The organism is Ruegeria sp. AO1, from assembly GCF_056535985.1.
The window spans coordinates 2,330,367-2,356,605 of sequence record NZ_JBQFJC010000001.1 but is presented as its reverse complement, the minus strand read 5'-3'; the positions used below and the strand labels follow the sequence as shown (position 1 = coordinate 2,356,605).

At 59.2% G+C, this 26,239-nt stretch carries 24 protein-coding genes; 16 read left to right on the top strand and 8 right to left on the bottom strand.

The genetic code is table 11. The features are described 5' to 3' along the window. Positions 1-67: 67 nt before the first annotated feature. Together ACR3FB_RS11645 and ACR3FB_RS11640 are read right to left on the bottom strand one after the other, a co-directional pair. On the bottom strand, positions 68-802 hold the full coding sequence (locus ACR3FB_RS11645) for a glutamine amidotransferase (protein ID WP_480563681.1): 735 nt from the start codon (positions 800-802) through the stop codon (positions 68-70). A 16-nt stretch (positions 803-818) separates the two neighbouring features. Then, complete coding sequence (locus ACR3FB_RS11640; RefSeq protein WP_480563683.1) at positions 819-2,591, bottom strand: SLC13 family permease; 1,773 nt, start codon at positions 2,589-2,591, stop codon at positions 819-821. 110 nt (positions 2,592-2,701) lie between these two features. Between ACR3FB_RS11640 and ACR3FB_RS11635 the strand changes: the two genes are divergently transcribed. Then, positions 2,702-3,442, top strand: coding sequence for a YebC/PmpR family DNA-binding transcriptional regulator (locus ACR3FB_RS11635; protein WP_170352472.1), 741 nt, complete (start codon positions 2,702-2,704; stop codon positions 3,440-3,442). A gap of 157 nt (positions 3,443-3,599) precedes the next feature. Then, positions 3,600-4,880 (top strand): MFS transporter, encoded by a 1,281-nt coding sequence (locus ACR3FB_RS11630; protein WP_480563685.1) that lies wholly within the window; start codon positions 3,600-3,602, stop codon positions 4,878-4,880. A 17-nt stretch (positions 4,881-4,897) separates the two neighbouring features. On the opposite strand, the gene ACR3FB_RS11625 is transcribed toward ACR3FB_RS11630, so the two are convergent. After that, positions 4,898-5,587, bottom strand: a complete 690-nt coding sequence (locus ACR3FB_RS11625; RefSeq protein ID WP_480563687.1) for a nitroreductase family protein — start codon at positions 5,585-5,587, stop codon at positions 4,898-4,900. 4 nt (positions 5,588-5,591) lie between these two features. Beyond that, positions 5,592-6,509, bottom strand: a complete 918-nt coding sequence (locus ACR3FB_RS11620; protein ID WP_480563689.1) for an ArgP/LysG family DNA-binding transcriptional regulator — start codon at positions 6,507-6,509, stop codon at positions 5,592-5,594. 86 nt (positions 6,510-6,595) lie between these two features. Here ACR3FB_RS11620 and ACR3FB_RS11615 point away from each other — a divergent pair, with 86 nt between their 5' ends. The 6 genes from ACR3FB_RS11615 to ACR3FB_RS11590 all read left to right on the top strand — a co-directional run bounded on the left by ACR3FB_RS11615 (position 6,596) and on the right by ACR3FB_RS11590 (position 12,369). Next, complete coding sequence (locus ACR3FB_RS11615; protein WP_480563691.1) at positions 6,596-7,195, top strand: LysE/ArgO family amino acid transporter; 600 nt, start codon at positions 6,596-6,598, stop codon at positions 7,193-7,195. A 40-nt stretch (positions 7,196-7,235) separates the two neighbouring features. Continuing rightward, entirely contained in the window at positions 7,236-8,144 is a 909-nt protein-coding gene (locus ACR3FB_RS11610) for a DMT family transporter (protein WP_480563693.1), read from the top strand. Positions 8,145-8,231: 87 nt separating this feature from the next. Continuing rightward, entirely contained in the window at positions 8,232-8,804 is a 573-nt protein-coding gene (betI, locus tag ACR3FB_RS11605; protein ID WP_170462042.1) for a choline-binding transcriptional repressor BetI, read from the top strand. After that, entirely contained in the window at positions 8,801-10,309 is a 1,509-nt protein-coding gene (gene betC / locus ACR3FB_RS11600; protein ID WP_480563697.1) for a choline-sulfatase, read from the top strand. Before betI ends, betC begins: the two co-directional genes overlap by 4 nt. 82 nt (positions 10,310-10,391) lie before the next feature. Continuing rightward, positions 10,392-12,050 carry a choline dehydrogenase gene (gene betA, locus ACR3FB_RS11595; RefSeq protein ID WP_480563699.1) on the top strand — a complete coding sequence of 553 codons (1,659 nt, stop codon included), beginning with the start codon at positions 10,392-10,394 and terminating at the stop codon, positions 12,048-12,050. A gap of 79 nt (positions 12,051-12,129) precedes the next feature. Beyond that, complete coding sequence (locus ACR3FB_RS11590) at positions 12,130-12,369, top strand: HP1242/YdcH family protein (RefSeq protein ID WP_170378021.1); 240 nt, start codon at positions 12,130-12,132, stop codon at positions 12,367-12,369. Positions 12,370-12,427: 58 nt separating this feature from the next. Here the strand turns inward: ACR3FB_RS11590 and ACR3FB_RS11585 are convergent, their stop codons facing one another. Together ACR3FB_RS11585 and ACR3FB_RS11580 are read right to left on the bottom strand one after the other, a co-directional pair. Continuing rightward, complete coding sequence (locus tag ACR3FB_RS11585) at positions 12,428-13,828, bottom strand: helix-turn-helix domain-containing protein (RefSeq protein WP_170378023.1); 1,401 nt, start codon at positions 13,826-13,828, stop codon at positions 12,428-12,430. A gap of 66 nt (positions 13,829-13,894) precedes the next feature. Beyond that, complete coding sequence (locus ACR3FB_RS11580; protein WP_480563702.1) at positions 13,895-15,100, bottom strand: multidrug effflux MFS transporter; 1,206 nt, start codon at positions 15,098-15,100, stop codon at positions 13,895-13,897. A 181-nt stretch (positions 15,101-15,281) separates the two neighbouring features. Here ACR3FB_RS11580 and ACR3FB_RS11575 point away from each other — a divergent pair, with 181 nt between their 5' ends. The 3 genes from ACR3FB_RS11575 (at position 15,282) to ACR3FB_RS11565 (ending at position 17,886) form a co-directional block, all read left to right on the top strand. Further along, entirely contained in the window at positions 15,282-16,814 is a 1,533-nt protein-coding gene (locus ACR3FB_RS11575; protein WP_170471793.1) for an acyl-CoA carboxylase subunit beta, read from the top strand. Positions 16,815-16,919: 105 nt separating this feature from the next. After that, positions 16,920-17,405, top strand: a complete 486-nt coding sequence (locus tag ACR3FB_RS11570; protein ID WP_170471791.1) for a DUF6497 family protein — start codon at positions 16,920-16,922, stop codon at positions 17,403-17,405. A 130-nt stretch (positions 17,406-17,535) separates the two neighbouring features. After that, positions 17,536-17,886, top strand: a complete 351-nt coding sequence (locus ACR3FB_RS11565) for a hypothetical protein (RefSeq protein ID WP_170665570.1) — start codon at positions 17,536-17,538, stop codon at positions 17,884-17,886. An 81-nt stretch (positions 17,887-17,967) separates the two neighbouring features. On the opposite strand, the gene ACR3FB_RS11560 is transcribed toward ACR3FB_RS11565, so the two are convergent. Then, positions 17,968-19,140 (bottom strand): DcaP family trimeric outer membrane transporter, encoded by a 1,173-nt coding sequence (locus ACR3FB_RS11560; RefSeq protein ID WP_480563705.1) that lies wholly within the window; start codon positions 19,138-19,140, stop codon positions 17,968-17,970. 650 nt (positions 19,141-19,790) lie between these two features. Here ACR3FB_RS11560 and ACR3FB_RS11555 point away from each other — a divergent pair. Together ACR3FB_RS11555 and ACR3FB_RS11550 are read left to right on the top strand one after the other, a co-directional pair. Then, the gene (locus ACR3FB_RS11555; protein ID WP_170462027.1) at positions 19,791-19,994 is read left to right on the top strand and encodes a hypothetical protein; all 204 of its coding nucleotides are present in this window, start codon (positions 19,791-19,793) and stop codon (positions 19,992-19,994) included. A gap of 116 nt (positions 19,995-20,110) precedes the next feature. Beyond that, a complete protein-coding gene (locus ACR3FB_RS11550) occupies positions 20,111-22,156 on the top strand; it encodes an acetyl-CoA carboxylase biotin carboxylase subunit (protein WP_480563708.1) in 2,046 nt (681 codons plus the stop codon). A gap of 76 nt (positions 22,157-22,232) precedes the next feature. Here ACR3FB_RS11550 and ACR3FB_RS11545 read toward each other — a convergent pair whose 3' ends face one another. Then, entirely contained in the window at positions 22,233-22,679 is a 447-nt protein-coding gene (locus ACR3FB_RS11545; protein ID WP_170378042.1) for a DUF4174 domain-containing protein, read from the bottom strand. Between the two features lie 165 nt (positions 22,680-22,844). On the opposite strand from ACR3FB_RS11545, the gene scpA reads away from it, so the two are divergent. From scpA to ACR3FB_RS11530, 3 genes are all read left to right on the top strand, one after another. Next, complete coding sequence (gene scpA, locus ACR3FB_RS11540) at positions 22,845-24,971, top strand: methylmalonyl-CoA mutase (protein WP_170471781.1); 2,127 nt, start codon at positions 22,845-22,847, stop codon at positions 24,969-24,971. A 137-nt stretch (positions 24,972-25,108) separates the two neighbouring features. Next, the gene (locus ACR3FB_RS11535; RefSeq protein ID WP_480563711.1) at positions 25,109-25,711 is read left to right on the top strand and encodes a VOC family protein; all 603 of its coding nucleotides are present in this window, start codon (positions 25,109-25,111) and stop codon (positions 25,709-25,711) included. Next, entirely contained in the window at positions 25,708-26,196 is a 489-nt protein-coding gene (locus ACR3FB_RS11530) for an N-acetyltransferase family protein (RefSeq protein WP_480563714.1), read from the top strand. Before ACR3FB_RS11535 ends, ACR3FB_RS11530 begins: the two co-directional genes overlap by 4 nt. Positions 26,197-26,239 lie beyond the last annotated feature (43 nt).

Sequence of the window (26,239 nt, the reverse complement as noted above, 5' to 3'; positions counted from 1 at the left end):
CTCCTCCCAAAGTCGTTTCAATGCAGACTAAGCGAGGGGGAAACCGTCAGGCAACCGCGTCGTTAGGTCATCTATAGCGTTCTACAAACCGGCGCAGGATTTCGCCCGGCTGTGTGACGTCTGCCGCGTTGCAGATATCGATCAGGCGCTGGGCGTCCTCGGGAGGGAAATATCCGTGGTGTTTGTAAATGTTGATGCGTTGCTCAAAGTCTTTGGCATCGGCTTCCGGATGGAACTGAGTGGCATAGACGTTCTGCCCCCAGCGGATCATCTGAAACGGGCAGGGGTCCGAGGCGACAAGATGCACGCATCCTTCGGGCAGGGTCTGGACGGCCTCTTTGTGGCCGACGAAGGCATCGAAGTTGGGCGAAAGGCCCGCAGTCAAGGGATCAGCGGCGCCGTCTTCGGTCAGACGGCAGGCTGAGGGGCCGACCGGTTCGCCGAAATGGGCTTTGCTGACGTCGCCACCTAAATGCGCGGCAAGAACGCCTAACCCATAGCAGCAACCCATGAAGGGATGATCCTGCGCGGTGATCTGCGGCATCAGCCCCATGACCGCGTTTTCGATCTTTGCGTCCAAATCGGATTTCGTTGCTGGATCGTCGCTGACGCAGCCCGGACCTCCACCAACGATCACGCCCGCATAGTCGGCGACATTCATGCCTTTGGGCAGGTCCTCGCAATCCAGCCTGATGCGGTGGATTTGCTCGGGCGTCAGGCCGGTTTTGTCGAGGATGGAGGCATATTCGGCGTCCGATGCATCAGCCTCGGGGCGCAATTGGAGGATCAGAAAGCGTTTCATAGTCGGGCTTTACCTATCAAAGCGGCCAGAAGACAAGGATCGCCGGGATCGAAACTGCGATGATCAGGATCTCAAGCGGCAGACCCATTCGCCAATAGTCACCGAACCGATAGCCTCCGGGGCCCAAAACCAGCGTGTTGTTTTTGTGCCCGATTGGCGTGAGGAACGCGGCCGAGGCCGCAACGGCAACCGTCATCAGGAACGGATCGGGCGAGACCTCGAGCGTGCGGGCCATCTGGATGCCTACCGGAGCGGCAACAATAGCCGTGGCCGTGTTGTTCAAGACGTCCGACAGCGTCATCGTCACGACCATGAGTACGGTCAGGATGGCCCAGGCGGGCAGTCCATTGGTCAACTGGATCAGGGCATTGGCGATCAATTCGGTGCCGCCTGAGGTCTCTAGCGCGCTGCCCAGTGGAATCATCGAGCCGAGCAGCACCACAACGGGCCATTCGATATGATTGTAGATGTCACTGATCGGCATGATCTTGGTGAGAACGTAGGCTACGACAACAAAACCCAGCGCGATGGGCAGGTAGATCAACCCTATGCTGGCCGCCAGAACCGCAGCGGCGAAGAGGCCGATGGCGAGCCACGCCTTTTCGTTCGCCGTCACGTTCAGCCCCCGCTGCGCCAGTGGCAGACAGCCCAGCCATTCTGTCACGTCGGCACCCCGGTCGCGGGGGCAGAGCAGCAGCAGGATATCGCCGGCCTCGACCTCGGTCTTGCGGACCTGTTCAGTGATGCGGCGACCCTGGCGCGAGATGCCCATCAGAACCGTGCTTTGCCGCCACGCCAGACCCAACCCCTGCGCGGTACGGCCGGTAATGCGCGCGCTTTCAGTGGCGACAACTTCGATCACCTCGAGCCCGTCGCCTTCTGCCGTCAGCACCTCTTGTCGGCGGGTGTCCGAGAAATCCAGCTTGAGCGCCGCGCGGAACTCATCCAGCGCTTCGGGCCGTGCCTCCAGCACCAGCGCGTCGCCTTCTTTCAGCGTGGCGTGGGCGGACCGACCATAGCGCCGTTTGCCGTCTCGGATCAGGCCGATGATCGCTACGTCGGACTTTTCGGCATCCTCGTACAGCTCGCTAACACGCTTGCCGATATGAGGCGACTCGGGGGGTAGGGTGAGTTCGGCGATGTATTCGGCCAGCGCTTCGGTTGCTTCTTCCTGCGCGCCTCGGTTCGGGATCAGCCGCCAGCCGATGAGGGATACAAAAGCCAATCCGGCGATGGCCGCAATCCCGCCAACGGGCGCGAAGTCGAACATCTTGAACGGCTCGCCCAAGGTCTCGGCCCGGATCGAGGCGATGATGATGTTTGGCGGTGTCCCGATCAGGGTCGCCATGCCACCCAGGATCGTCGCAAAGCTGAGCGGCATGAGCGTCAGTCCCACCGCGCGCCCCGCTTTGCGCGCGGTTTGTATGTCTACCGGCATCAGAAGGGCCAGCGCGGCCACGTTGTTCATGAAGGCTGACAGAACTGCGCCGATCCCACCCATCAGTGCGATATGGGCGCCAAGCCCGCGCGAGGCATCCACGAGGGTGCGCGTGATCAGGAACACGGCCCCGGATCGGACAAGCCCGGCCGAGACCACCAGCACCAAGGCGACGATGATCGTTGCGGGATGTCCGAAACCAGCAAAGGCGTTGTCGACTGGCACAACACCCAGAGTCACCCCGATCATCAGGGCGGTGAAGGCCACAAGGTCATACCGGAAACGGCCCCAAAGGAGCATTCCAAAGACTGTAATGAAAAGCGCAAACAGAATGATTTGATCGGTCGTCATGCGGCCACCTTACCCTCAGATGGGCGTCCCGCAAGCCGCTCTCTTGATCCTTTGCCCTGCAAACGTCTATATGAGCGCCGAATACGCTAACATGATGACGAGGACGCACCATGGCAGGCCACTCCAAATGGGCCAATATCCAGCACCGCAAGGGACGTCAGGACGCCGCGCGGTCCAAACTGTTTTCCAAACTGTCGAAAGAGATCACCGTGGCCGCCAAGATGGGCGACCCCGATCCCGACAAGAACCCGCGCCTGCGTCTGGCGGTGAAAGAGGCCAAGTCAAACTCGGTCCCCAAGGACGTGATCGACCGCGCGATCAAGAAATCGGTTGCAGGCGAAGGCGACGAATACGAAGAAATCCGGTACGAGGGCTACGGCCCCAACGGTGTGGCCGTGATTGTCGAGACCATGACGGATAACCGCAACCGGACGGCCTCGACCGTGCGTTCGACCTTTTCCAAGAATGGTGGAAATCTGGGCGAAACCGGCTCGGTCGGGTTCATGTTCGACCGCAAGGGTGAGGTGGTCTATCAGGCGGATGCAGGTGACGCGGATACTATCTTTGAAGCCGCGATCGAGGCAGGGGCCGAGGATGTCGAAAGCTCGGAAGATGGTCACATCATCTGGTGCGCCGATACCGATCTGAACGATGTATCGAATGCGCTGGAAGAGGCGTTGGGCGAATCCGAATCCACCAAGCTCGTCTGGAAGCCCACCACGACCACTGAGCTGGGTCTGGAAGACATGCAGAAGCTGATGAAGCTGGTCGATGCGCTGGAAGATGACGATGACGTTCAGCGTGTGACAACCAATTTCGAAGCGACTGATGAGGTCATGGCGCAGCTCTGATCGCACTCGACAACTGGTACCTGAAAGCCCGGCCCGTTTGGTCGGGCTTTTGGTTTTGCAGCTTCCGAAGTGTTGCTTGGCTGATCAGGCTCAAGCGACTACTCTTTGAAATGTGGGCGAGAAAACAAAAGGGCTGGCTTCGCTGCCAGAGTGATACATGGCGCGTGACCCGTCAGATCTGGCAAAACGCAATGTCCCGGTTCTCGCCGGGCAGAGCATTCTGTCTCAGGTCGCTTGGACGCTAGGAAGCCCGTCGGTGGTTTTGCCGTTTCTGGCAGTCTCATTCGAGTTGCCGATGTTCATCGCGGGGGCGTTGGTCTCGGTACGCATGGTCGGCAGCATGATCGCAGATTTCTTTCTGGCGCGTTCGATTGCCGCGCGGCCCGAGAAGAAACGCGGGATTGCGATGACCGAGATTGCAATCGGAACCTGCCTTTTGGTCGCCATGGGGGTAGCCGCCACAGGCATCGTGCCGCTGATCGCCATTGCCTTCATCGCAGTCTTTTTCCTGATCGGGCTTATCGATGAGGTGCAGAACCTCATGTTAACCGATCTACTGGGCGATCATGTGCATTCGAAATCCCGAATGATGATGCAATATTTGCAACTGGGGGCCGGAGGGCTGGGTGCCATAGGGTTGGCGCTTTTGTTGCATGAGTTGACCAAGGACAATCCGCCATTTTCGCGCCACTCGGTCGTCATCGCGGTGTCCGCCACGTTCTTTCTACTATCTGCCCTGTCGATCCTTGCGATGTTTGAGATCCGCAAGACCAACAGTTCAGAATCCAATGAAGCCAAACACTTGGGCCTGTCTTTGAAAGCCAATATCAAGTCCATCTTCAGCATGTTCGAACGTGCTTGGTTTCGCCGCTACCTGGTCATGCGCATGCCGCTTGTCGTGGTGTCCTTGTCCGTGCCGTTTTTCGCTCTGATTGCGGCCGAGGCGCATCACAGCTCGGCCAAGGGACTGACCGCGATGATTGTGTCTTCGGCGTCTGGCTATCTTGTCTCGGCCCCGCTTTGGCAGCTGTTGAACATGAAATCCCATCGTACCGTCATGGTCGCAGGGACTTTGATGGTGGCGATCACTGGGATCGTCCTTTTGGCGTTTCACTATCTGGGCATCGACCACGAAGTGCACCTGCATGCGATTGCCCTGTTCATCGCAACGGTTGCCGTCACGGGGATCAGCAGCGCGCGCAAACTCTACTTTCTGGACGTCGCCCCCAAAGAGCAGCGGGTTCAGGCCTCTGCCGCGATCAAAAGCATCGCACGCCTGACCGCCGTTGCCATGTCAGCCGCTTTGGCAGCGGTCGCGCATATGCATGAGGTTTCGCTGGCGGTTGCGTTTATCGTCCTGTGCAGTCTGGTCGCAGCCGCCGCCTGTTATCTGGTCGTCTTACCCAAGCCTGCGACACCTGATCTGCAGGGCGGCTAACGTCGTTAGAGTTCCAATCAGAAGAACGACGAAATCTTGTCCAGAGGTTTCTTCATCTTGGCAACGGAGGGGACAGTCGCGGCCTCTGATGGGTGACCAACGGCGATAATCATTGTGGGCTTTTCCGATGCCGGCCGTCCCAGCGCGTCATTCAGGAACTTCATCGGGTTCGGCGTGTGTGTCAGTGTCGAAAGCCCGGCGTGATGAAGGGCAGCCAAAAGAAAGCCCGTTGCGATGTTGACGCTTTCGGGGACGTAGTAGTTTTTGTACCGCGTGCCATCTTCGAACTCACCCCAGCGCTGGGCGAAAACCACGATCAGCCAAGGGGCAATGGTCAGGTGTTCTTTGACTGCGTTGGTTCCGATGGGCTCAAGCGCTTTGATCCACTCGTCCCCTGCGCCGCCAGCATAGAAGCGACGCTCTTCTTCCTCGGCCTCTTCCCGGATGCGCTGTTTCAAAGCCGGGTCAGCGATGGCGGCAAAATGCCATGGCTGGTGGTTGGCCCCGGATGGCGCGGTGCCTGCGGTCCGCAAGCAGGCCTCAATCACTTGGCGATCAACGGGGCGGTCGATGAAATCTCGGACGGTATGGCGCTGGCGCATCTTGTCGTAGAATGCCTGAGCGGCCTGCTGCATCTCGGCATCGCTCATCTCGCTTCGATGGGGCAGGGGTATCGGATCATAGCTGAGCGCATCGCGTGAGAGCATTGTCTTACTCCGGATTTTTATTCTTTATCTGGTGGTCGGCATCCGGGATCAAGGCCTTTGCAGCGCCCCGTTTTACGGCTTTGGTCAAGGGGGTCAGAGCCGAGGCCAACACGCGACCAACCTGCCAATTGAGGGGCACGTCCAAAGGCGCATCGGGCGCGACTTCGCAAAGCCTTCCGTCCCGCAACGCTTCGCGCACCAAGGGCTCGGGATTCATGCCCCAACCCAATCCTGCAATAGCGGCGTCGACAAACCCATGGGAAGAAGGGATGAAATGCGAAGGTGGCGACAGTCGCTGCCTGGTTTGATTGGATATCCAGACCCGCTGAAGGCTGTCCTTGCGGTTGAATACAAGGCAGGGCGCTTTTGCCAGCGTCCGTGCGGTCAATCCCTCACTGAACCAGCGCTTGGTGAATTCCGGGCTTGCCGTCGCGAGATACCGCATCGCGCCAAGGGCATGCGTATCACATCCGGTGACCGGTTGCCCTCCGACGGTGATTGCGGCGCTGACCTCGCCCCGGCGCAGCCAGTCTGCCGAATGCTCCTGATCGTCGATCACCAGATCGAACAACAGGTCCGGCACCTGCGTCATCACATCGATGAACCACGCGGCCAGAACATCGGCCGGAAGGGCGATGCGCACCCGCGCCGGACCGGGGCCGTTCTCCAAGGTCAGTTCGCGGGCAAGTTGGGACTCCAGCAGCCCGATATCCTCGGCATGTTTGGCAATCCGCAGCCCTGCAGGCGTGGCGGTGCAGGGGGAGCCGCGATTGATCAGGCTGGTGCCGATGCGATCCTCCAACGCTTTGATCCGCTGGGATATTGCCGAGGGCGTGACGGACAGCTCGGAGGCCGCCGCGTCAAAGCTGCCGTGCCGCAGAATCGCGGCCAGCGCGTTCAAGTGATGTGGATCTATCAGCATTAGCCAGACTTAATCCTAATCAGTATCTTTAATTTGATAGGCCGAGATGAAGTCGGTAGTCAAACCTTCAAACGACAGGAGGTTTCATGTCCGCCCCCCTCATCGCTGGTTTTGTCCTGAGCTTCAGTCTGATTCTGGCCATTGGTGCACAGAACGCGTTCATCCTACGGCAGGGTCTGCGGCGCGAGCATGTGTTTATCTTGTGCCTGACCTGCGCTGTTTCGGATGCGATCCTAATTACCGCCGGGATCGCCGGGTTTGGCACTCTGGCACAGGCCGCGCCATGGTTCGAGACGGTGATGCGCTTTGGCGGCGCCGCGTTTCTAACATGGTACGGGCTGCGCAGCCTGCGGTCGGCCTGGCAGGGCGGGGCGGCAATGGAACTGGGCGAGAGCCAACGCACGAGCCTGCGGTCGGCGATGCTGACGGTACTGGCCTTTACCTGGCTGAACCCACATGTCTATCTGGATACCGTGGTGCTAATCGGCTCGATCTCGGCCCAGTATGACGACCGGTTCAGCTTTGCCATTGGGGCCGTGACCTCAAGCTTTGTTTTCTTCTTCACGCTGGGCTACGGAGCCAGGATACTATCGCCGTTTTTCGCGCGCCCACGCGCATGGCAGGTGCTGGACGCTTTGATCGGGATTGTGATGCTGGGAATTGCGTGGAAGTTACTTGTCATGTGAAGGGTTGTTCTGCCGGTGAATTCGGTGTTCAACCGGGAACATGACAATAGCTTCCGCCCCTTCGCGCCCCGTATTGGGAATGTTCTGGATGTTCGCTGCGGGTCTGGCCTTTGTGGTGATGACGGCGCTGGTGAAATCGCTGGGCTCGACCATGGACCCGATTCAGGCCGCGTTTTTGCGCTACGTCCTTGGGTTGGTGTTTCTGTTGCCTGCTCTGCGGTCGATCCTGGCAACGCGGTTGAGCAAGCGCGATCTCTCACTATTCGGGCTAAGAGGGGTCATTCACGGGGTGGCGGTCATGCTGTGGTTTTACGCGATGACTCGCATTCCTTTGGCCGAGGTGACGGCCATGAACTACATGACCCCGGTTTACGTCACACTTGGCGCGGCCCTGTTTCTGGGTGAGAAGCTGGCCTTTCGCCGATTGGCCGCCATTCTGGTCGCCCTGATCGGCGTGCTGATCATTCTGCGCCCCGGCTTTCGCGAAGTCTCTAGCGGGCATCTCGCCATGTTGGGAACGGCGCTGACGCTGGGTGGCTCCTACCTGCTGGCCAAACTGCTGGTGCGGGATATCCCGCCCTCGGTCGTGGTGGCCCATCTTTCGATCTGGGTGACATTAGCATTGATCCCCTTTGCAATCGCTGTCTGGTCGCCGCCCACTCTGCGGGACATCGGGGTGCTGTTTCTGGTCGCAAGTTTTGCAACGGCAGGGCATTATTTCATGACATTGGCGCTGCAGGCCGCGCCGGTTGCGGTGACGCAGCCGGTCACCTTCTTGCAGCTTATCTGGGCGACGATTGTCGGTGCCTTGGTGTTTCACGAAAGCGTTGACATCTGGGTCGTGGCTGGCGGTACGCTGATCCTGACCGCCGTCAGCTTTATTTCCTGGCGCGAAGCCATGCTGAACAAGCGCGATGTGACACCATCGGCTTTTGCGCCCAAAGCATGAAAACACCCGTCCGAAAACGAGATTGATTGACGAGTCAATAAAAAGCGCCTAGCGTCGTCGGGAAATCCTGTTGCCCAGGGGGACGCGATGCCAAAAGTCGGAATGGAGCCTATACGCCGTGATGCGATCGTACGTGCGACGATTGCCGAATTGGGCGTGCAGAAATCTCTGGACGTGACCGTCAGCCAGATTGCCAAACGCGCAGGCATGTCCAGCGCGCTGGCGCACCATTATTTTGGCGGCAAGGATCAGATCTTTCTGGCCGCCATGCGGCAAATCCTGACGGATTTCGGAAAGGAAGCCCGGACCGAGCTGGCCGCCGCAGCCCCGGACCAACGGGCGCAGGCCATCATCCGCGCCTGTTTCGCGCATTCGTGTTTCACCCCGGACGTGATTGCGGCGTGGATGACCTTCTATGTCCTTGCGCAAACCAATGATGACGCGCTGCGGCTGTGGAAGGTCTATCAGGCGCGCATCCGCTCGAACCTGATCCATGCGCTGCGCCCCCAAATTGCCGAACCGGTCAACGCGGCCGAGACCATGATTGCCTTGATCGACGGGCTGTATATCCACTCCGCGCTGAGCGCCCCTGAAGAGCCTCAGCTGGCTGCCAATCACGCCTTGCGCGTCCTGAATACTCTGCTCGAGGGCGAAAAATGACAAAACCTAACATTCTGATCCTGATGGTGGATCAGCTGAACGGCACCTTGTTTCCCGATGGTCCGGCCGACTGGTTGCACGCGCCGAACCTGAAGAAACTGGCCGAACGCTCGACCCGTTTTGCCAATACTTACACGGCCTCACCGCTTTGCGCGCCGGGACGGGCGAGCTTCATGTCGGGTCAGTTACCCTCACGCACGGGCGTTTACGACAACGCAGCCGAGTTCCGCAGCGACATCCCGACCTATGCCCACCACCTGCGCCGCGCGGGGTACTACACCTGTCTGTCGGGCAAGATGCATTTTGTTGGTCCCGACCAGTTGCACGGGTTCGAGGACCGCCTGACCACCGATATCTACCCCGCTGATTTCGGTTGGACCCCGGATTACCGCAAACCGGGTGAGCGGATCGACTGGTGGTATCACAACATGGGCTCGGTCACCGGCGCGGGTGTGGCCGAAATCTCGAACCAAATGGAGTATGACGACGAGGTCGCTTACCACGCCAAGGCCAAGCTCTATGATCTGGCGCGCGGTAAGGACGACCGTCCGTGGGCTATGACCGTCAGCTTCACGCACCCTCATGACCCCTATGTTGCGCGCCGCAAGTATTGGGATCTTTATGAGGATTGCGAGCATCTGCTGCCTGAGGTCTCTGACCTTGGCTATGACAACCAGGACCCGCATTCCAAGCGTATTTTCGACGCCAACGACTGGCGCAGCTTCGACATCACCGAGGAAGATATCCGCAAGTCACGCCGCGCGTATTTCGCCAATATCTCATACCTTGATGACAAGATTGGCGAGATCCTCGAAGTGCTTGAGACGACGCGCCAAGAGGCGATCATCATGTTTGTCTCGGATCATGGCGACATGCTGGGCGAACGCGGGTTGTGGTTCAAGATGACGTTCTTCGAGGGCTCGTCGCGAGTGCCACTGATGATCTCGGCACCGGATTTACCTGCCGGACTGATTGAAACGCCTGTGTCCACCATCGACGTGACCCCGACTCTGGGCGCGCTAGCCGGTGTTGATATGGCCGAGATTGCCCCATGGACGGATGGCGAAGACCTCCTGCCTCTGGCCAAAGGGCAGGAGCGGACAGCCCCTGTGGCGATGGAATACGCGGCCGAGGCCTCCTATGCGCCACTGGTCTCGTTGCGCTACGGCAAGTGGAAATACAATCGTTGCGCTCTGGACCCCGATCAGCTGTTTGATCTTGAGGCCGACCCGCATGAACAGAACAACCTCGCCGATGATCCCGTGCATGCCGGAACCTTGCAAATCCTGCGCGCCAAGTCCGAGGCGCGCTGGGACCTGGACCGGTTTGATGCGGATGTCCGCGCCAGCCAGGCGCGCCGCTGGGTTGTCTACGAGGCGTTGCGGCAGGGTGGGTACTACCCGTGGGACTACCAGCCGCTGCAAAAGGCATCCGAGCGCTACATGCGCAACCACATGGACCTGAATATCGTCGAGGAAAGCCAGCGGTTCCCGCGCGGCGAGTGACCTCTTCTTCTTTTTGAAAATACGCCCGCCGGAGGCAGAGCAGGTTTCGAAACCTCTCACGGCGGATCTATGGAGACGTGAAATGGAAGCAGATTTTGTCATTGTGGGTGCTGGCTCTGCCGGCTGTGCGATGGCCTATCGCCTGAGTGAGGCCGGGGCCTCGGTTCTGGTGATCGAACATGGGGGCACGGATGCCGGGCCATTTATTCAGATGCCCGCGGCGCTGAGTTACCCGATGAACATGTCGCTTTATGACTGGGGATTCAGCTCGGAACCCGAACCCAACATGAACAACCGCCGGATGGCCTGTCCGCGTGGCAAGGTGATCGGTGGGTCTTCCTCGATCAATGGGATGGTTTATGTGCGCGGCCACGCGCGGGATTTTGACACTTGGGCGGATATGGGGGCGGATGGCTGGTCCTATGCGGATGTGCTGCCTTACTACAAACGCATGGAAAACTGGCATGATGGCGGCCATGGCGGTGACCCGGAATGGCGGGGCAAGGATGGTCCACTGCATGTGTCACGCGGTCCGCGCAAAAACCCGTTGTTCCAAGCCTTCGTCGATGCTGGTCAGCAAGCGGGCTATGAAGTCACGGGCGACTATAACGGCGAAAAGCAGGAAGGCTTCGGCCCGATGGAACAGACCGTCTGGAAAGGACGGCGCTGGTCGGCTGCAAATGCTTATCTGCGACCTGCTCTGAAACGTCCCAACTGCGACCTCGTCAAGGGTTTGGCATCGCGCGTTGTGATGGAAGAGGGTCGCGCAGTCGGCGTCGAACTGGTGCGTGGCGGCAAGAAAGAGGTCATTCGTGCCCGGCGTGAGGTTATTCTGGCGGCCTCGTCGATCAACTCGCCCAAACTGCTGATGCTCTCGGGTATTGGGTCGGCGTCGCATCTGGCGGAGCATGGCATCGACGTGATCGCCGACCGCCCCGGCGTGGGCGCAAACCTGCAGGACCATCTGGAGCTGTATATCCAGCAAGCCTCGTTGCAGCCGATCACGCTGTACAAGCATTGGAACCTGTTCAGCAAAGGTCTGATCGGCGCGCAGTGGCTGTTCACCAAAACCGGTCTTGGGGCCTCGAACCAGTTCGAGAGCGCGGCGTTCATCCGGTCGAACCCGGGCGTGGAATACCCCGACATCCAGTACCACTTCCTGCCGATTGCAGTGCGCTACGACGGTCAGGCCGCCGCCGAGGGGCACGGGTTCCAGGCACATGTGGGGCCGATGCGGTCTCCGTCGCGTGGGGCTGTGACTTTGCGGTCGAACAAGGCTGAAGACGCGCCGGTGATCCGGTTCAACTACATGAGCCACGAAAAAGACTGGGAAGACTTCCGCAAATGTATCCGCCTCACCCGTGAGATCTTTGGTCAGGACGCCTTCAAATCCTATGCAGGCAAGGAGATTCAGCCTGGCGCCTCGGTGCAGACGGATGAGGAGTTGAATGCCTTCATCGCTGAGCATGCCGAGAGCGCCTATCACCCCTGTGGCACCTGCCGGATGGGGCGCGCGGATGACAAAAATGCCGTGGTCGACCCCGAAGGTCGTGTCATCGGTGTGGATGGTTTGCGCGTGGCTGACAGCTCAATCTTCCCGCAGATCACCAATGGCAACCTCAACGCGCCGTCGATCATGGTGGGTGAGAAGATGTCGGACCACCTGCTGGGCAAGGATGCGCTGCCGAAGGCCAATGACCGACCGTGGATTCACCCGCAATGGGAGGTGGCGCAGCGCTGATTTGATCCGCGTCAAAGTGGGGTGAGGCGACATCCGATAAACCTGAATCGCAACGACATTTATTCAGGAGCCAACAGGAATGTCCCACACCCCGCATGAACTGGCCGAAGAGTTTCCGGACAAGGTTGAGGTGATGAGCCAGCTCAAGCAGACGGACGCTCATTTTGCGCGGCTGGCTGACGAGTATCACGAAATCAACCGCCGTGTTCACCGTGCAGAAACCAATATCGAGCCGGTAGAAGAGCTGGCCGAGGGCGAGATGCGCAAGAAACGCGCCGCGCTTAAGGATGAGATCTGGGCGATCGTGTCCAAGGCTTAATGCCAACAGCGGGGGGCTCTGCCCCCGCACCCCCGGGATATTTTTGGCCAGATGAAGATTAAGTGACCTCGTATGGCAATGTGCCTCGGGTATGAGTGTCGATAGCCAAGCGCCGTTCCAGTGGCGGAACCGAGCGTTGGTGGCAATTTGCGCGCTCACAGATGCGGCAGGATATGCCGATCGGTTCGTAGGCGCTGGCGTTGTTGATATCCAGATTGTCTGCATAGACCAATGCTTCGGCGTGGCGGGTTTCGCAGCCCAATGCGATGGCATAGCGGCGCACCGGCGCACCGAATGAGCCACCGGGTTTCGAAACATCCCTAGCCAGCGAGATATAGCGGACACCATCGGGTGTTTCCGCCAGCTGCCTTAGGAAATGCCCCGGTGTTTCGAACGCGCGGTGGACGTTCCACAAGGGGCAGGCGCCGCCGAAGCGGGCAAATTGCAGCCGCGTGGCCGAGTGGCGCTTGGTAATCGTTCCGGCCTGATCCACGCGGACGAAGAAAAACGGGATGCCTTTTGCGCCGGGACGCTGCAATGTGGACAGGCGGTGCGCGACCTGTTCGATCGAGGCACCAAAACGGTTGCTGAGCATTTCCAGATCATGCCGATCCTCTTGCGCGGCGGCCAGAAACGCGCTGTAGGGCATCAGGGACGCGCCGGCGAAGTAGTTGGCAAGGCCGATTTTGGCGATGGCGCGAGCCTCTTCGCTCTGGAATTTTGCGAAATCGAGCGTGGCCTCTAGCAGCTTGTCCTGGCTGATCAGGGCAACCTGAAGCAGCAGCTGAAAGACCTGCGTTTGCGGTGCAGCACGTGAGGACAGGCGCAGGGTTCTGCTTTCCTTGTCGTAGCTGCGCAGCGGGTTGATGTCTGAGAAGATCACTTGAATGCCGCGCTCTTCCAGGCTTTGCAGGGCGGCCTGACGGATACCGCCCGGGCCGTCGGCGCGTTTGGCGAACAGTTCGGCTGCGCGGTCAACCGCGTCGATATAGTTGTCGCAATAGTGGAAGAAGTCGCGAACTTCCTCCCATGGGCTGGCTTGGGTGCGGGAGTCTTCGCGGCCTAGCGCTTCGTCTAGCGAGGCGAGGCGTTCGTGGGTTTGGCGATAGCTTCGGTGCAACTCGATAAAAGCACGGGCAAGAGCTGGGGCGTTTGAGGCGGTCAGGCGCAGATCAGCTAGTGGGGGGATATCGTCGGCAAAGACCGGATCGGCCAGCGCCTCACGCATATCCGAGACCAGTCGCTCACTGTCGCCCGTGCTCAGCTCGGTCACGTCCATGCCGAACTCCTGCGCCAACGCCAGAACAACGGTGGTCGAGATCGGCCGGTTGTTGTTTTCCATCTGGTTCAGGTAGGGCAGGGAAACACCCAGTTTTGTGGCAAATTCCTTCTGGGTCAGCGTCAAGCGCGTGCGCATTTCGCGCAGTTTGGCGCCGGCATAGAGTTTTTGGGTGGCCATGGGCGTGCCTTTGCAACTTTTCTATTCCGGCACGTTAACTTTGCAAACCCTCTTGGGCAAGGCGTCTTAGAGGCCCAATTGCCGTTCGCGCCAAATGACCGAGCAGATCGCTGCGATGGCAAGGATCGCCGTGACCAGCATGAGCCAGAGCAGGGGCATTGCGCCTGTTTCGACGGTCAGTAGCGCCCCTGCCAGTGCGCTCAGGCCTGCTCCTCCGCCCAGCATGATTGCGCCGCTGAGGCCCGAGGCGGTGGCGGCCAGATGCGGACGCACAGACAGGGCACCGGATGTTGCGTTTGGGATCGTCATCCCATTGCCCAATCCGACGAACGTCATGAAGCCGAAAAAGCTGAGCGCTGTTCCGAAGCCTGTCAGGAACAAAGCGGCAGACAGGGCGACGCCGGCGGCGTTCAGCCAGGTTCCCCAAAGTACCATGCGGTTGATGCCGAACCTGACCGAATACCGCCCGCTGAAGAAGTTGCCCAGAAAATAGCCCAATGCAGGCGCGCCAAAATAAATCCCGACTTCGGCGGCGCTCATCCCGAAGACTTCGGTTCCGATGAAGGGCGCTCCGCCCAGATAGGCAAAGAACGCGCCCGACGAGCAGGCCGAGGACAGCGAATAGCCCCAGAACCGAGGAGACATCAGCAGCTCGGGGTATTCCCGAAATTGCTGTAGCAGGGTTTTGCCGCTTTTGGCTGAAGTTTCCCCGAAATCGACATAGGTCAGGGCAAGGGTTAGGGCGCCCAAAGCGAAGGGCAGCCAGAAATTCGCTTTCCAGCCAAAGCTCTCTTCCAGCAACCCGCCTATGGCCGGGCCAATCATCGGGACAACAGCCATTCCCATGGTGACATAGCCGATCATCGAGGCCGCCTGATCCTGATCATACATGTCCCGAACCGCGGCCCGACTGAGGACCATCCCGACCACCACGACCGCCTGACACATGCGGAAAAGTAGGAACACCTCGGCCGTCGGTGCGTAGATGCAGCCGAGTGTCGCCAGTAGAAAGAGTGCCAGTCCCCAAAGCAGAACCGGGCGTCGTCCCGCCTTGTCTGCAATTGGTCCGATGATGATCTGCAGGACCGCGTTTACCAGCAGGTAAAGGGCGATCGACAGTTGCATGACCTTGTAATGCGTGTCGAAATGCAGGGCCATATTCGGCAGGCTTGGCAGAAATAGATTCATGCTCAGCGCCGACAGTCCCGAGAGAAGAACCAAAGTGCCGATTGTGGGTGGTGTGCGAAAAGCCGACGACGTTCTGAACTGCATGGTTCGCTTGTATAGCTGTTGAGTGGGCAAAGGCCAGACGCTTGATGCTGCTGGTAAAAATTCGCAAATTTACAGTTTGAGCAAATGTGATTTTCAAAACTTTGCAAATTTGCCGAAAATATCTTTGGCTGAAGGGTAGCTCACTGTAGGGTCCGGTCAGATTTCACAGGGGACTATCGCCATGAAAGACATCCTTTCCGAGCTTGAAGAACGCCGCAACGCGGCCCGTCTGGGTGGTGGGCAAAAACGGATCGACGCGCAGCATGGGCGGGGCAAGCTGACCGCGCGCGAGCGGATCGAGCTGCTGCTGGACGAAGGCAGTTTTGAAGAATTCGACATGTTTGTCAGCCACCGTTGCACCGAATTCGGGATGGAAAAACAAAAGCCTGCCGGGGATGGTGTGGTCACCGGCTGGGGCACGATCAATGGCCGTATGGTCTATGTGTTCAGCCAGGATTTCACCGTGTTTGGTGGCTCGCTGTCGGAAACGCACGCGCAGAAGATCTGCAAGATCATGGATATGGCCGTGCAGAACGGCGCGCCTATCATTGGGATCAACGACTCGGGTGGTGCGCGAATCCAGGAAGGCGTCGCCTCGCTCGCGGGCTATGCCGAAGTGTTCCAGCGCAACATTACTGCATCGGGCGTGGTGCCTCAGATCAGCGTGATCATGGGCCCCTGTGCGGGTGGCGCGGTATACAGCCCGGCGATGACGGACTTTATCTTCATGGTGAAGGACTCGTCTTACATGTTCGTTACTGGCCCTGACGTGGTGAAGACCGTGACGAATGAGGTCGTTACAGCTGAGGAACTGGGTGGAGCTTCTACGCATACCAAAAAGTCTTCGGTCGCGGATGGCGCTTTTGAAAACGATGTCGAAGCTTTGGCCGAGGTGCGCCGACTGGTCGACTTCCTGCCGCTCAACAACCAGGAAAAACCTCCGGTGCGGCCTTTCTTTGACGATCCCAACCGTGTCGAAACCTCATTGGATACATTGGTACCGGACAATCCAAACACACCGTACGACATGAAGGAACTGATCACGAAGATTGCGGATGAAGGCGATTTCTACGAGATTCAGGAAGACTTCGCCAAGAACATCGTCACTGGCTTCATCCGTCTGGAAGGACAGACTGTGGGTGTTGTGGCGAACCAGCCCATGGTTCTGGCTGGGTGTCTGGATATCGACAGCTCACGCAAGGCGGCGCGTTTCGTGCGCTTCTGCGACTGTTTCGAGATCCCGATTCTGACGCTGGTGGACGTGCCCGGCTTCTTGCCTGGGACGCAGCAGGAATATAGCGGTGTGATCAAGCATGGTGCCAAGTTGCTTTATGCATACGGTGAAGCGACCGTGCCGAAAGTGACGGTTATCACCCGTAAGGCCTATGGTGGTGCTTATGTTGTGATGGCATCGAAGCACCTGCGTGGCGATTTCAACTATGCGTGGCCCACCGCCGAGATCGCGGTGATGGGTGCGAAAGGCGCGACCGAGATCATCCACCGCGCTGACCTCGGCGACGCTGAAAAGACCGCGCAGCATGTCTCCGACTACGAAGACCGTTTCGCCAACCCATTTGTGGCGGCTGAACGCGGCTTTGTGGACGAGGTGATCATGCCGCAATCAACGCGCCGTCGTGTCTCGCGGGCTTTTGCCAGCTTGCGCGGCAAGCAGTTGAAAAACCCGTGGAAAAAGCACGACAACATCCCTCTCTGAGCGTGCGGGGTGGGGCGACCCACCCAAATCCGCCGAAAATTGCGGTACTCCTCCGCAATTTGCCCGAAATCAAGGCAGAATTGACAACGAACGAAAAATCGTCGAATGATCCGATCCATCAGACATAGAACCGCGCGGGCACATAGCACTGCGCGCGCGATCCCGGAAGGAGGAGCCTGCCATTGGCGGGTCCGGGGTCGCGCCTTGGGTCTGATGTTCAGCATTCTGTCTTTGCCAAGCATTTCAGTGGCCGAAACTTCTCTGCCCGTGCCCTCTGGCCAACCCGTGCATCTGAGCGACGTTTTGTTGGACAACAACCCCGGTGAACTGTGGGTGCGGTTCCGGTTCATCGCCCCGAAGATCGGCGCGACGGTTGGGCGGATCGGCTATGACGTAGCGTCGAACGATATGGAGCATCTGTGCCAGACGCTGGCGGTTGCCTATGTCGCCCAACATGATTTGGACCCGGCCTTGGTGGTGATTTCACTGTCCGACCGTCCGATCCAATTCGGCGATGCCGCCCCCGATGCAACTCAGTTTTTCGAAGCCTACCGGCTGGAGCAGTCCCGGTGTATCTGGGAGGGGCTCTGACCATGATCTGTCGTCATGAAAGCAGAGCATCTCAGACAACGGATGCGGCTTTGGAGGTGCGCGCTATGACTTTTCCCCCTTTCGGGTGCGAATTCTTATTCCCGATGACAGCAGTCAACGAGGTGCCAGGATGTTGAAGCATCGGGGTTTTCCGGGCCGTCTGCCGGGTACGGATTTTCAATTCACCATCCGCCGCGCCAACCCCAAGGGCGTGACGCCGATCACCAGGCGTGAGCGGTTCCGCGACCGCAAGCCTGCGGACCGTCGCGCAGACGTCGCCTTTATGGAGGCGCTTTGGCAGAACTTCGGGGATCAGCCCTTTGAACGCGGCAATCTGGATGCAGGGCGGCTGAGCTGGCTGTTTGAGCGTGAGGTCGTGCCAGCCGAAGATCCTTTCGACCCGGCTAGCTATGATGCGTTGTTGGTCATTGATCTGGACGCGGCACGTGCGTCTTTTCCCGAAGTTTTCGGAGCGGGCTGAGCGGTGATCCACCCTGTGCCTCATATCCTTGCCCGCATGGGTAAAACCCTGCCCGAAGACGGGCAGGGCAGGTATGTGGCGTCAGAAGTTCAGCTGCGCGGCGACCTGAACGCGGCTACCGTCGAAGGCGTCACCGGTCGTGGCATCGTTGCGCTCACCATAGATATACTCGGCGCTCAGCGTCAGACTGTCGGTCGCCTGATAGAAGGCGTTGACGTGGATTGTCTCCAACTCGGTGAAGTTGAGGGATCCGCTGCCATCCGAGAAGCTGTTGGTCGCCAGGTCATAGTCTTCCCGACCATAGGCGATGCCGACATTCCATTTCTCACCCAGATCCTGACGGAGCTCGATCGTGTAGCCGTCGACGTCATTGGCCTCACCGTTGACGATGGCATTGCCAAGGCCGATCAGGTAGGGGCCGATCGCCTGACCAGTCACGTAGTTGACCTGGAACAGACCGCCTTCCCATGGGCGAACCGATCCCGACAGGGTCACGCCCCACTGGTCCACTTCGGTGGCACCATCGCTGGTTTCGGCTTTACCGTAGAGGCCCGAGATACGCGCGACGTATGTACCGTCGTTATATTCGGCCGCCGCGGTCAGAACCGGGTCGTTCGAGTTCGAGCCGCTGACGTTTTCCTCGAGCGAAACGCTGAACTCAGTGTTCGTGCCGAAGCTGTTGGTATAGCGGATTTGCGGCTGACGGGCGAAGGCGATGCCGACCGGGCCGTTGAATTCAACCGACGTAGGGTAGGTGTCCAGCGGCTGGAAGTTGGTCCAGTACTGACCGATCAGCCAATTGTCACCAATGGTAATGTTGGCGTGACGCAGTCGCAGTTCGGCCGTGCCGTTGGAGGCAAACAGGTCCAGCTCCAACTGACCGCCGATGTCACCCAGGGCACTGGGCGTGCTGGTGCGCAGGCCGATGCGCGACTGGCGTACGGTGCTGCCGAAGGTTCCGCTGGTTGCGGTCGAAGGCTCGCCGATGACGTTCACGAACGCGGTGTCGCCCTGGTCGAAGTCGAAGTCATAAAAGAAGTCGGCCTTGATGTAGCCGTAAAGGTCCAGGCTGGTGTTCCCAAGGCGGAAATCGCCATTAGCGGGACCGGCGCTAGAGGCCTCGAGGGCTTCGACCCGAGCGCGCAGAGCGTCAAGCTCGGCCTGAGTTTGAGCGTCCTGAGCAAAGGCAAGCGTGCTGGTCACACTAAACGCAGTGGCAGCAAGCAGGATTGCCTTTTTTCTCTTTGTAAACATGTGGGTGTTTCCTTGTTTGCGAGTGTGCGTGGCCAAAGTTCCACGCGCCCAGCGATCAGGGAAATCACGAAAGAGGGACTGAAAACGCGTTTTTGCTCAAGTATTTGTGCTGAAAATAAGGTCGTGATTCACGGCAAGGTGAACAGATCGGTTAACCCACAGCATATGCGCAAAAATAATCTGCGAACGGGAGTGATCGCCCGTGATATTGCGGGTGCAGAAATCAGGCCAGCGGCAGGGAAGTGTAACGAAACTGTGACGGTTTGGGCGGGGTCGACGCAGCAAAATCGCACAACTCTGGTCGGCATGAATTTGCGCGGAGTTTCGCCTGTTGGGCAGATTCTGGCCGGAATCTTAGGTGGAAACAATAACTTGTTTGCAGACAAGATTGTGCAGTGCATTTTGATCCAGCCGTGCGACACTACTTTGCCTGCGTCGCACATGCACCTACTATTCCGTACCCCTTCCTTGCGCGGGCAGGCTTGTGTTCCCCACATCGTCCTGTCCGCGTTTTTCTTTGCACAAAAAACTGGCCTGAATGGGCATAAACCTGCGCAAAATGCGGATTTTACCCCGTTGTTATTGAATAACGGTGCCGAGTTCCTGCATCTGCCTCTAAGAGCAATACAAAAAACTACGAGGCAGACATCATGCGTATCTCAAAAGTGTTCCTTGCACTGGCAACCTGTGCGGGCCTCGCGGCCTGCGGCGATACTCTCGGCGAACAGGCCATCCTGGGCGGCGGAGCGGGCGCTGTCGGGGCAGCCGTTCTCAGTGCCGATCCGTTGGTCGGTGCGGCCGTCGGGGCCGCAGGCAACGTGCTGTACTGTAAGACGCAGAACACCTGTAACTAACGCGAATTTTCGGGGCGCAAGCCGCCCCGTCCGTCGTCACGCATTGCGCCGACGTGGGGATGCCCTCCCTGCGGCGGCTTTTTGCGTTTCCAGAACACCAAGCCAAAGGACGTTCCATGTTCAATAAGATCCTGATCGCCAACCGGGGCGAGATCGCCTGCCGGGTTATAAAGACCGCCCGCAAAATGGGTATCGGCACCGTTGCCATCTATTCGGACGCGGACAAGAACGCTCTGCACGTGTCGATGGCGGATGAGGCTGTCCATATCGGCCCACCGCCTGCCAACCAGTCCTATATCGTGATCGACAAGGTCATGGACGCCATCCGCCAGAGTGGCGCACAAGCTGTTCACCCCGGCTATGGCTTCCTGTCGGAGAATGCCAAATTCGCCGAGGCGCTGGACGCGGAAGGCGTGGCATTCGTCGGCCCCCCGGTTGGTGCGATTGAAAGCATGGGTGACAAGATCACCTCGAAAAAGATCGCGCAGGAGGCCGGTGTTTCCACCGTACCCGGCTATATGGGCCTGATCGAAGACGCCGATGAGGCGGTCAAGATCTCGAACGACATCGGTTACCCCGTCATGATCAAAGCCAGCGCCGGCGGCGGTGGCAAGGGCATGCGGATCGCTTGGAATGACGAAGAGGCCCGCGAGGGGTTCCAATCGTCCAAGAACGAGGCTGCGAACTCGTTTGGCGATGACCGGATTTTTATCGAGAAATTTGTGACCCAACCGCGTCACATCGAAATTCAGGTTCTCTGCGATAGCCATGGCAACGGCATCTATCTGGGCGAACGCGAATGCTCGATCCAGCGTCGAAACCAAAAAGTGGTGGAAGAGGCCCCGTCGCCCTTCTTGGATCCTGAGACCCGCAAAGCCATGGGCGAACAGGCCGTCGCACTGGCCAAGGCCGTGGGCTATTCCAGCGCGGGTACGGTGGAATTCATCGTCGATGGCGAAAAGAACTTCTACTTTCTTGAGATGAACACTCGTCTTCAGGTGGAACACCCTGTCACGGAACTGATAACCGGTGTCGATCTGGTGGAACAGATGATCCGTGTGGCGAATGGCGAAAAGCTGACCATCACGCAGGATGACGTAACGCTGACGGGTTGGGCGATTGAAAACCGTCTGTACGCGGAAGATCCCTATCGCAACTTCTTGCCCTCAATCGGTCGTCTTACCCGCTATCGCCCGCCGCAGGAAACCGCTGCCGGTCCGATGCTGGTCAATGGCAAATGGCAAGGCGACGCGCCGGAGGGTGAGGCTGCCGTGCGCAATGATACTGGCGTCTATGAGGGCGGCGAAATCAGCATGTACTACGACCCGATGATCGCCAAGCTTTGCACATGGGCTCCGACCCGCGAAGCCGCGATTGAGGCGATGCGCGTGGCGCTGGACAGTTTCGAGGTTGAAGGGATTGGCCACAACCTGCCGTTCCTGTCGGCGGTGATGGATCACCCGAAATTCGTCAGCGGTGACATGACCACCGCCTTTATCGCCGAGGAATACCCGGACGGGTTCGAAGGCGTGACGCTGCCCGAAGACGACCTGCGTCGGATAGCGGCCTCTTGCGCGGCAATGCACCGGGTTGCTGAGATTCGCCGTACTCGTGTTTCGGGTCGGATGGACAACCACGAACGCAAGGTCGGCAAGCGCTGGGTCGTTTCGTTGGAGGGCCACGAGCTGGCCGTTCAGGTCAACGCAGACAAGGAAGGCGCGACCGTCAAGTTCGAGGACGGCTCGACCGTTCGCGTCGCATCTGACTGGACACCGGGCGATCAACTGGCTGTGCTGGATGTGGATGGAAGCCCTCTGGTTCTGAAGGTCGGCAAGGTCTCGGGTGGGTTCCGCATTCGCAACCGGGGTGCGGATCTGAAGGTCCATGTGCGCCGTCCGCGTCAGGCCGAGCTGGCTAAGCTGATGCCGGAGAAACTGCCGCCGGATACGTCGAAAATGCTGCTCTGCCCGATGCCGGGTCTGGTCGTGAAGATCGATGTGGAAGTCGGTCAGGAGGTCCAGGAAGGTCAGGCGCTGTGCACAATCGAGGCGATGAAGATGGAAAACATCCTGCGTGCCGAGAAGAAGGGCACCGTTGCCAAAATCAACGCAGGCCCGGGCGACAGTCTCGCCGTGGACGAAGTGATCATCGAGTTCGAATGATCATGACCGCGCTTTTGGCATATCCTCAGGTCTCACCGGCGTTCTGCGCCGGTGGCTTGAGGCGTGGCAAAAGCGTTCAGCCACCCTCGCGCCGTTCGCGGATTTCGCGTTCGCGCAGGGGGGTTTTGTCGATTGAGCGGCCGATCTCGCGCACGCTCCATGGGGACGGTTTGCGCAGTTTGACCACGCCGTCCTTGTCGACAAAGACCATCTGGAACCCGCGCGGGCGCAGCTTGGACCGGATCGCGGATCGTGCGGACGGATCCGTATCCGTTAGCACCACGACATCCCGATCCCGCATCGCATCCTCACCTTCCAGCAACATGTCGATCTGCTGCTGGAACCGGGGATCGGCGGGAGTATCGGCGAAGACGACAATGGGCCGGTGGGTCCACATGAAATCGCTCAACTCACTGTCGCCAACCGGGCGAACATATTCATCATCAGCAGGTGCTGTTCCGTCGGCGGCCATGGCAGCCAGCGGGATAAGTGCCGAAAAAACAAGGGCAAGCGTTTTGTTCATGGGGCCTCCTGTCCCGTTGAATATAGCCTCTGCGCGCGCGAATGCGACCGGCGATTTGCACAAGACGCTCAATTTGTCGCGCGCGGGCCATGCCCGGCATCTGCTGAACCACGATACGCACGGATTGCAGGCTGCTGCAGGCCGAACTGACAAGAGGACACCTCGATGACCGACAAGAACGACTGGCGCGCGCTGGCCGAGAAAGAATTGCGCGGACGGCCACTGGACGATCTGACCAAGGAAACGCTGGAAGGCATCAGCGTCAAACCGCTTTATACGCAGGACGACACCGCCGATTTGCCGCATATGGGCACTCTGCCAGGGTTTGGCCCGTTCACGCGCGGTGTGAAGGCGACGATGTATGCCGGGCGGCCTTGGACCATCCGCCAATACGCCGGGTTCTCGACCGCCGAGGAATCGAACGCTTTCTACCGGCGGAATCTGGCTGCGGGTCAGCAGGGTGTCTCGGTCGCCTTCGATCTGGCGACGCACCGCGGTTATGACAGTGACCACCCGCGCGTTGTCGGCGATGTCGGTAAGGCCGGTGTCGCGATTGACAGCGTTGAGGATATGAAAATCCTGTTCGATGGCATCCCGCTGGATAAGGTCTCGGTCTCGATGACCATGAACGGCGCGGTGATCCCGGTTCTGGCCAGCTTCATCGTGGCGGGCGAAGAGCAGGGACACGACAAATCGGTCCTGTCCGGCACCATTCAGAATGACATTCTGAAAGAGTTTATGGTGCGCAACACCTATATCTACCCGCCTGAACCGTCGATGAAGATCATCTCGGACATTATCGAGTACACCTCGAACGAGATGCCCAAGTTCAACTCGATCTCGATTTCGGGCTATCACATGCAAGAGGCCGGCGCGAACCTTGTCCAGGAGCTAGCCTATACGATCGCAGACGGACGCGAATATGTGCGGGCTGCGCTGGATGCGGGCATGGATGTGGACAAGTTCGCAGGCCGTTTGTCGTTCTTCTTTGCCATTGGCATGAATTTCTTCATGGAGATTGCGAAACTGCGCGCTGCGCGGACCCTGTGGCATCGCGTGATGACCGAGTTCGGGGCGAAGTCCGAACGCTCCAAGATGCTGCGGACCCACTGCCAGACTTCGGGCGTGTCGCTGCAGGAGCAGGACCCATATAACAATGTGATCCGCACCGCGTATGAGGCGATGAGCGCGGTTCTGGGCGGCACCCAGTCACTGCACACCAACGCTCTGGACGAGGCGATTGCCCTGCCCACCGATTTCTCGGCCCGCATCGCGCGGAACACGCAGTTGGTCTTGCAGGAAGAGACCGGTGTGACCGATGTGGTCGATCCGCTGGCGGGCTCCTATTACGTGGAAAGCCTGACCAATGATCTGATCGAGAAAGCCTGGGCCCTGATGGAAGAGGTCGAGGAAATGGGCGGCATGACCAAAGCCGTGGCCTCGGGCATGCCCAAGCTGCGGATCGAGGAAAGCGCCGCGCGGCGTCAGGCGATGATCGACCGTGGCGACGAGGTGATCGTTGGGGTCAACAAATACCGTAAGGAACAGGAAGACCCGATCGACATTCTGGACGTCGACAACGTGGCCGTGCGCGAATCTCAGGTGGCGCGGCTGGAAGAGATCCGCGCCACCCGTGACGAGGCCGCTTGTCAGGCCGCGTTGGACGCGCTGACCAAGGCCGCTCAAGAAGGCGGAAACCTGCTGGCTGCTGCGGTCGAGGCCGCCCGCGCCCGCGCATCGGTAGGAGAGATCAGTATGGCAATGGAGAAAGAGTTTGGCCGCCACCGCGCCGAGGTGAAGACCCTGGCGGGCGTTTATGGCGCTGCGTACGAGGGTGACGAGGGCTTTGCCGCAATCCAGAAATCCATCGAAGACTTTGCCGAGGTCGAGGGGCGTCGCCCCCGTCTGTTGGTGGTCAAGATGGGACAGGACGGTCACGACCGGGGCGCCAAGGTGATCGCAACCGCCTTTGCTGATATCGGGTTTGACGTGGACGTTGGCCCTCTGTTCCAAACCCCAGCCGAGGCCGCGCAGGACGCCGTGGACAATGACGTGCATGTGGTGGGTATCTCGTCTCAGGCGGCAGGCCACAAGACGCTGGCACCGCAGCTTGTTGAGGAACTCAAGAAAGCCGGGGCTGAGGACATCATCGTAATTTGCGGTGGGGTGATCCCGCAGCAGGACTATCAGTTTCTATATGATAATGGGGTCAAGGCGATCTTTGGGCCGGGGACAAATATTCCCGATGCCGCACAGGACATCTTGCGCCTGATCCGCGACGCACGGGACTGAGGCGGGGCAGGGGGCTGTCTGGACCCTCTTTGCCTGACGGCAAATTCACCCCCGAAGGTATTTTCAAACAGAAGAAGGGCGCGGGTTTGGCTTGCGCCCTATTGTTCTGTGCGTAGGGTGTCATCGTGGAGGGCGCGATGGAGTTGGATCATATTGCGGTGGCGGGTGCCACGTTGGAAGAGGCCACGGCGCATGTGGAAGATGCGCTGGGTGTCAGTCTTCAGGCCGGTGGCAAGCATGAGGCATTTGGCACGCATAATCGGTTGCTTGGCCTGAAGGACGGGCTGTATCTGGAGGCGATTGCCATCGACCCGGATGCACCTCGGCCTGACAGGACGCGTTGGTTCGATCTGGACCGGTTCGAGGGTGCGCCACGTCTGACCAACTGGATTTGTCGCGTACCCGATATCGAGGCTTTTCTTTCCTTGTTTCCCGATGGTGTCGGGACGCCGATTGATTTGGCCCGAGGGGCCTTGCGGTGGCGGATGGCGGTTCCGCCAAATGGGCGATTGCCCTTTGACAACTTGTTTCCGGCGCTGATCCAGTGGCAGGGAGATCTTCACCCCGCGCGTATGTTGGAGGATCATGGGTGCCGCTTGAAACGTCTGGTTGTCTATCACCCGGATGCGCTGCGCTTGGCAGAACAACTGGGTCCGCTTGATCCGGTTGTTTTTGACACGGGACCAGCGTCAATGCAGGCCGAGATCGAAACGCCTCATGGGGTACGCATTTTGCGATGAGGGTCCGTCAGGCCCAACCAGCGGATGCAGCAGAGATCGCTTTGATCACCAACGCGACTATTCGCGACACATTGGTGACCTTCACGACCGATGAACGCAGTGCCGAATCGATTGTCGATGATATCCGGGCGCGCGGAGCGGCGTTTCTCGTGGCTGAGGATCAAGGGCGGGTCATTGGTTTCGCAACCTATGCCCCGTTCCGATCCGGGCCGGGCTATGCCAAGTGCCGCGAGCATTCGATCCAGCTGGCGGACGATGCGCGAGGCCGTGGCGTTGGGCGCGCTCTTATGGAGCGGTTGCAGCAAGTAGCCCGCAGCAAAGGGGTGCATGTTCTGGTCGCCGGGATCTCGTCAGCCAATCCGGGGGCGGTTGCCTTTCATTTGGCGTTGGGGTTTTCTGAGGTGGGGCTCATGCCCGAGGTTGGGCACAAATGGGGTCAGTATCTGGACCTTGTGCTGATGCAGAAAATTCTTTCGCCCGAATGATCTATCGCACCTGACAGTCCAGCAATGGGACGCTAGTGTACGC

What these genes read in the sequence shown, in the direction of transcription:
- ACR3FB_RS11645 (WP_480563681.1), bottom strand. Translation starts at nt 802, where the DNA reads ATGAAACGCTTTCTGATCCTCCAATTGCGCCCCGAGGCTGATGCATCG.
- ACR3FB_RS11640 (WP_480563683.1), bottom strand. Translation starts at nt 2,591, where the DNA reads ATGACGACCGATCAAATCATTCTGTTTGCGCTTTTCATTACAGTCTTT.
- ACR3FB_RS11635 (WP_170352472.1), top strand. Translation starts at nt 2,702, where the DNA reads ATGGCAGGCCACTCCAAATGGGCCAATATCCAGCACCGCAAGGGACGT.
- ACR3FB_RS11630 (WP_480563685.1), top strand. Translation starts at nt 3,600, where the DNA reads ATGGCGCGTGACCCGTCAGATCTGGCAAAACGCAATGTCCCGGTTCTC.
- ACR3FB_RS11625 (WP_480563687.1), bottom strand. Translation starts at nt 5,587, where the DNA reads ATGCTCTCACGCGATGCGCTCAGCTATGATCCGATACCCCTGCCCCAT.
- ACR3FB_RS11620 (WP_480563689.1), bottom strand. Translation starts at nt 6,509, where the DNA reads ATGCTGATAGATCCACATCACTTGAACGCGCTGGCCGCGATTCTGCGG.
- ACR3FB_RS11615 (WP_480563691.1), top strand. Translation starts at nt 6,596, where the DNA reads ATGTCCGCCCCCCTCATCGCTGGTTTTGTCCTGAGCTTCAGTCTGATT.
- ACR3FB_RS11610 (WP_480563693.1), top strand. Translation starts at nt 7,236, where the DNA reads ATGACAATAGCTTCCGCCCCTTCGCGCCCCGTATTGGGAATGTTCTGG.
- betI (WP_170462042.1), top strand. Translation starts at nt 8,232, where the DNA reads ATGCCAAAAGTCGGAATGGAGCCTATACGCCGTGATGCGATCGTACGT.
- betC (WP_480563697.1), top strand. Translation starts at nt 8,801, where the DNA reads ATGACAAAACCTAACATTCTGATCCTGATGGTGGATCAGCTGAACGGC.
- betA (WP_480563699.1), top strand. Translation starts at nt 10,392, where the DNA reads ATGGAAGCAGATTTTGTCATTGTGGGTGCTGGCTCTGCCGGCTGTGCG.
- ACR3FB_RS11590 (WP_170378021.1), top strand. Translation starts at nt 12,130, where the DNA reads ATGTCCCACACCCCGCATGAACTGGCCGAAGAGTTTCCGGACAAGGTT.
- ACR3FB_RS11585 (WP_170378023.1), bottom strand. Translation starts at nt 13,828, where the DNA reads ATGGCCACCCAAAAACTCTATGCCGGCGCCAAACTGCGCGAAATGCGC.
- ACR3FB_RS11580 (WP_480563702.1), bottom strand. Translation starts at nt 15,100, where the DNA reads ATGCAGTTCAGAACGTCGTCGGCTTTTCGCACACCACCCACAATCGGC.
- ACR3FB_RS11575 (WP_170471793.1), top strand. Translation starts at nt 15,282, where the DNA reads ATGAAAGACATCCTTTCCGAGCTTGAAGAACGCCGCAACGCGGCCCGT.
- ACR3FB_RS11570 (WP_170471791.1), top strand. Translation starts at nt 16,920, where the DNA reads ATGATCCGATCCATCAGACATAGAACCGCGCGGGCACATAGCACTGCG.
- ACR3FB_RS11565 (WP_170665570.1), top strand. Translation starts at nt 17,536, where the DNA reads ATGTTGAAGCATCGGGGTTTTCCGGGCCGTCTGCCGGGTACGGATTTT.
- ACR3FB_RS11560 (WP_480563705.1), bottom strand. Translation starts at nt 19,140, where the DNA reads ATGTTTACAAAGAGAAAAAAGGCAATCCTGCTTGCTGCCACTGCGTTT.
- ACR3FB_RS11555 (WP_170462027.1), top strand. Translation starts at nt 19,791, where the DNA reads ATGCGTATCTCAAAAGTGTTCCTTGCACTGGCAACCTGTGCGGGCCTC.
- ACR3FB_RS11550 (WP_480563708.1), top strand. Translation starts at nt 20,111, where the DNA reads ATGTTCAATAAGATCCTGATCGCCAACCGGGGCGAGATCGCCTGCCGG.
- ACR3FB_RS11545 (WP_170378042.1), bottom strand. Translation starts at nt 22,679, where the DNA reads ATGAACAAAACGCTTGCCCTTGTTTTTTCGGCACTTATCCCGCTGGCT.
- scpA (WP_170471781.1), top strand. Translation starts at nt 22,845, where the DNA reads ATGACCGACAAGAACGACTGGCGCGCGCTGGCCGAGAAAGAATTGCGC.
- ACR3FB_RS11535 (WP_480563711.1), top strand. Translation starts at nt 25,109, where the DNA reads ATGGAGTTGGATCATATTGCGGTGGCGGGTGCCACGTTGGAAGAGGCC.
- ACR3FB_RS11530 (WP_480563714.1), top strand. Translation starts at nt 25,708, where the DNA reads ATGAGGGTCCGTCAGGCCCAACCAGCGGATGCAGCAGAGATCGCTTTG.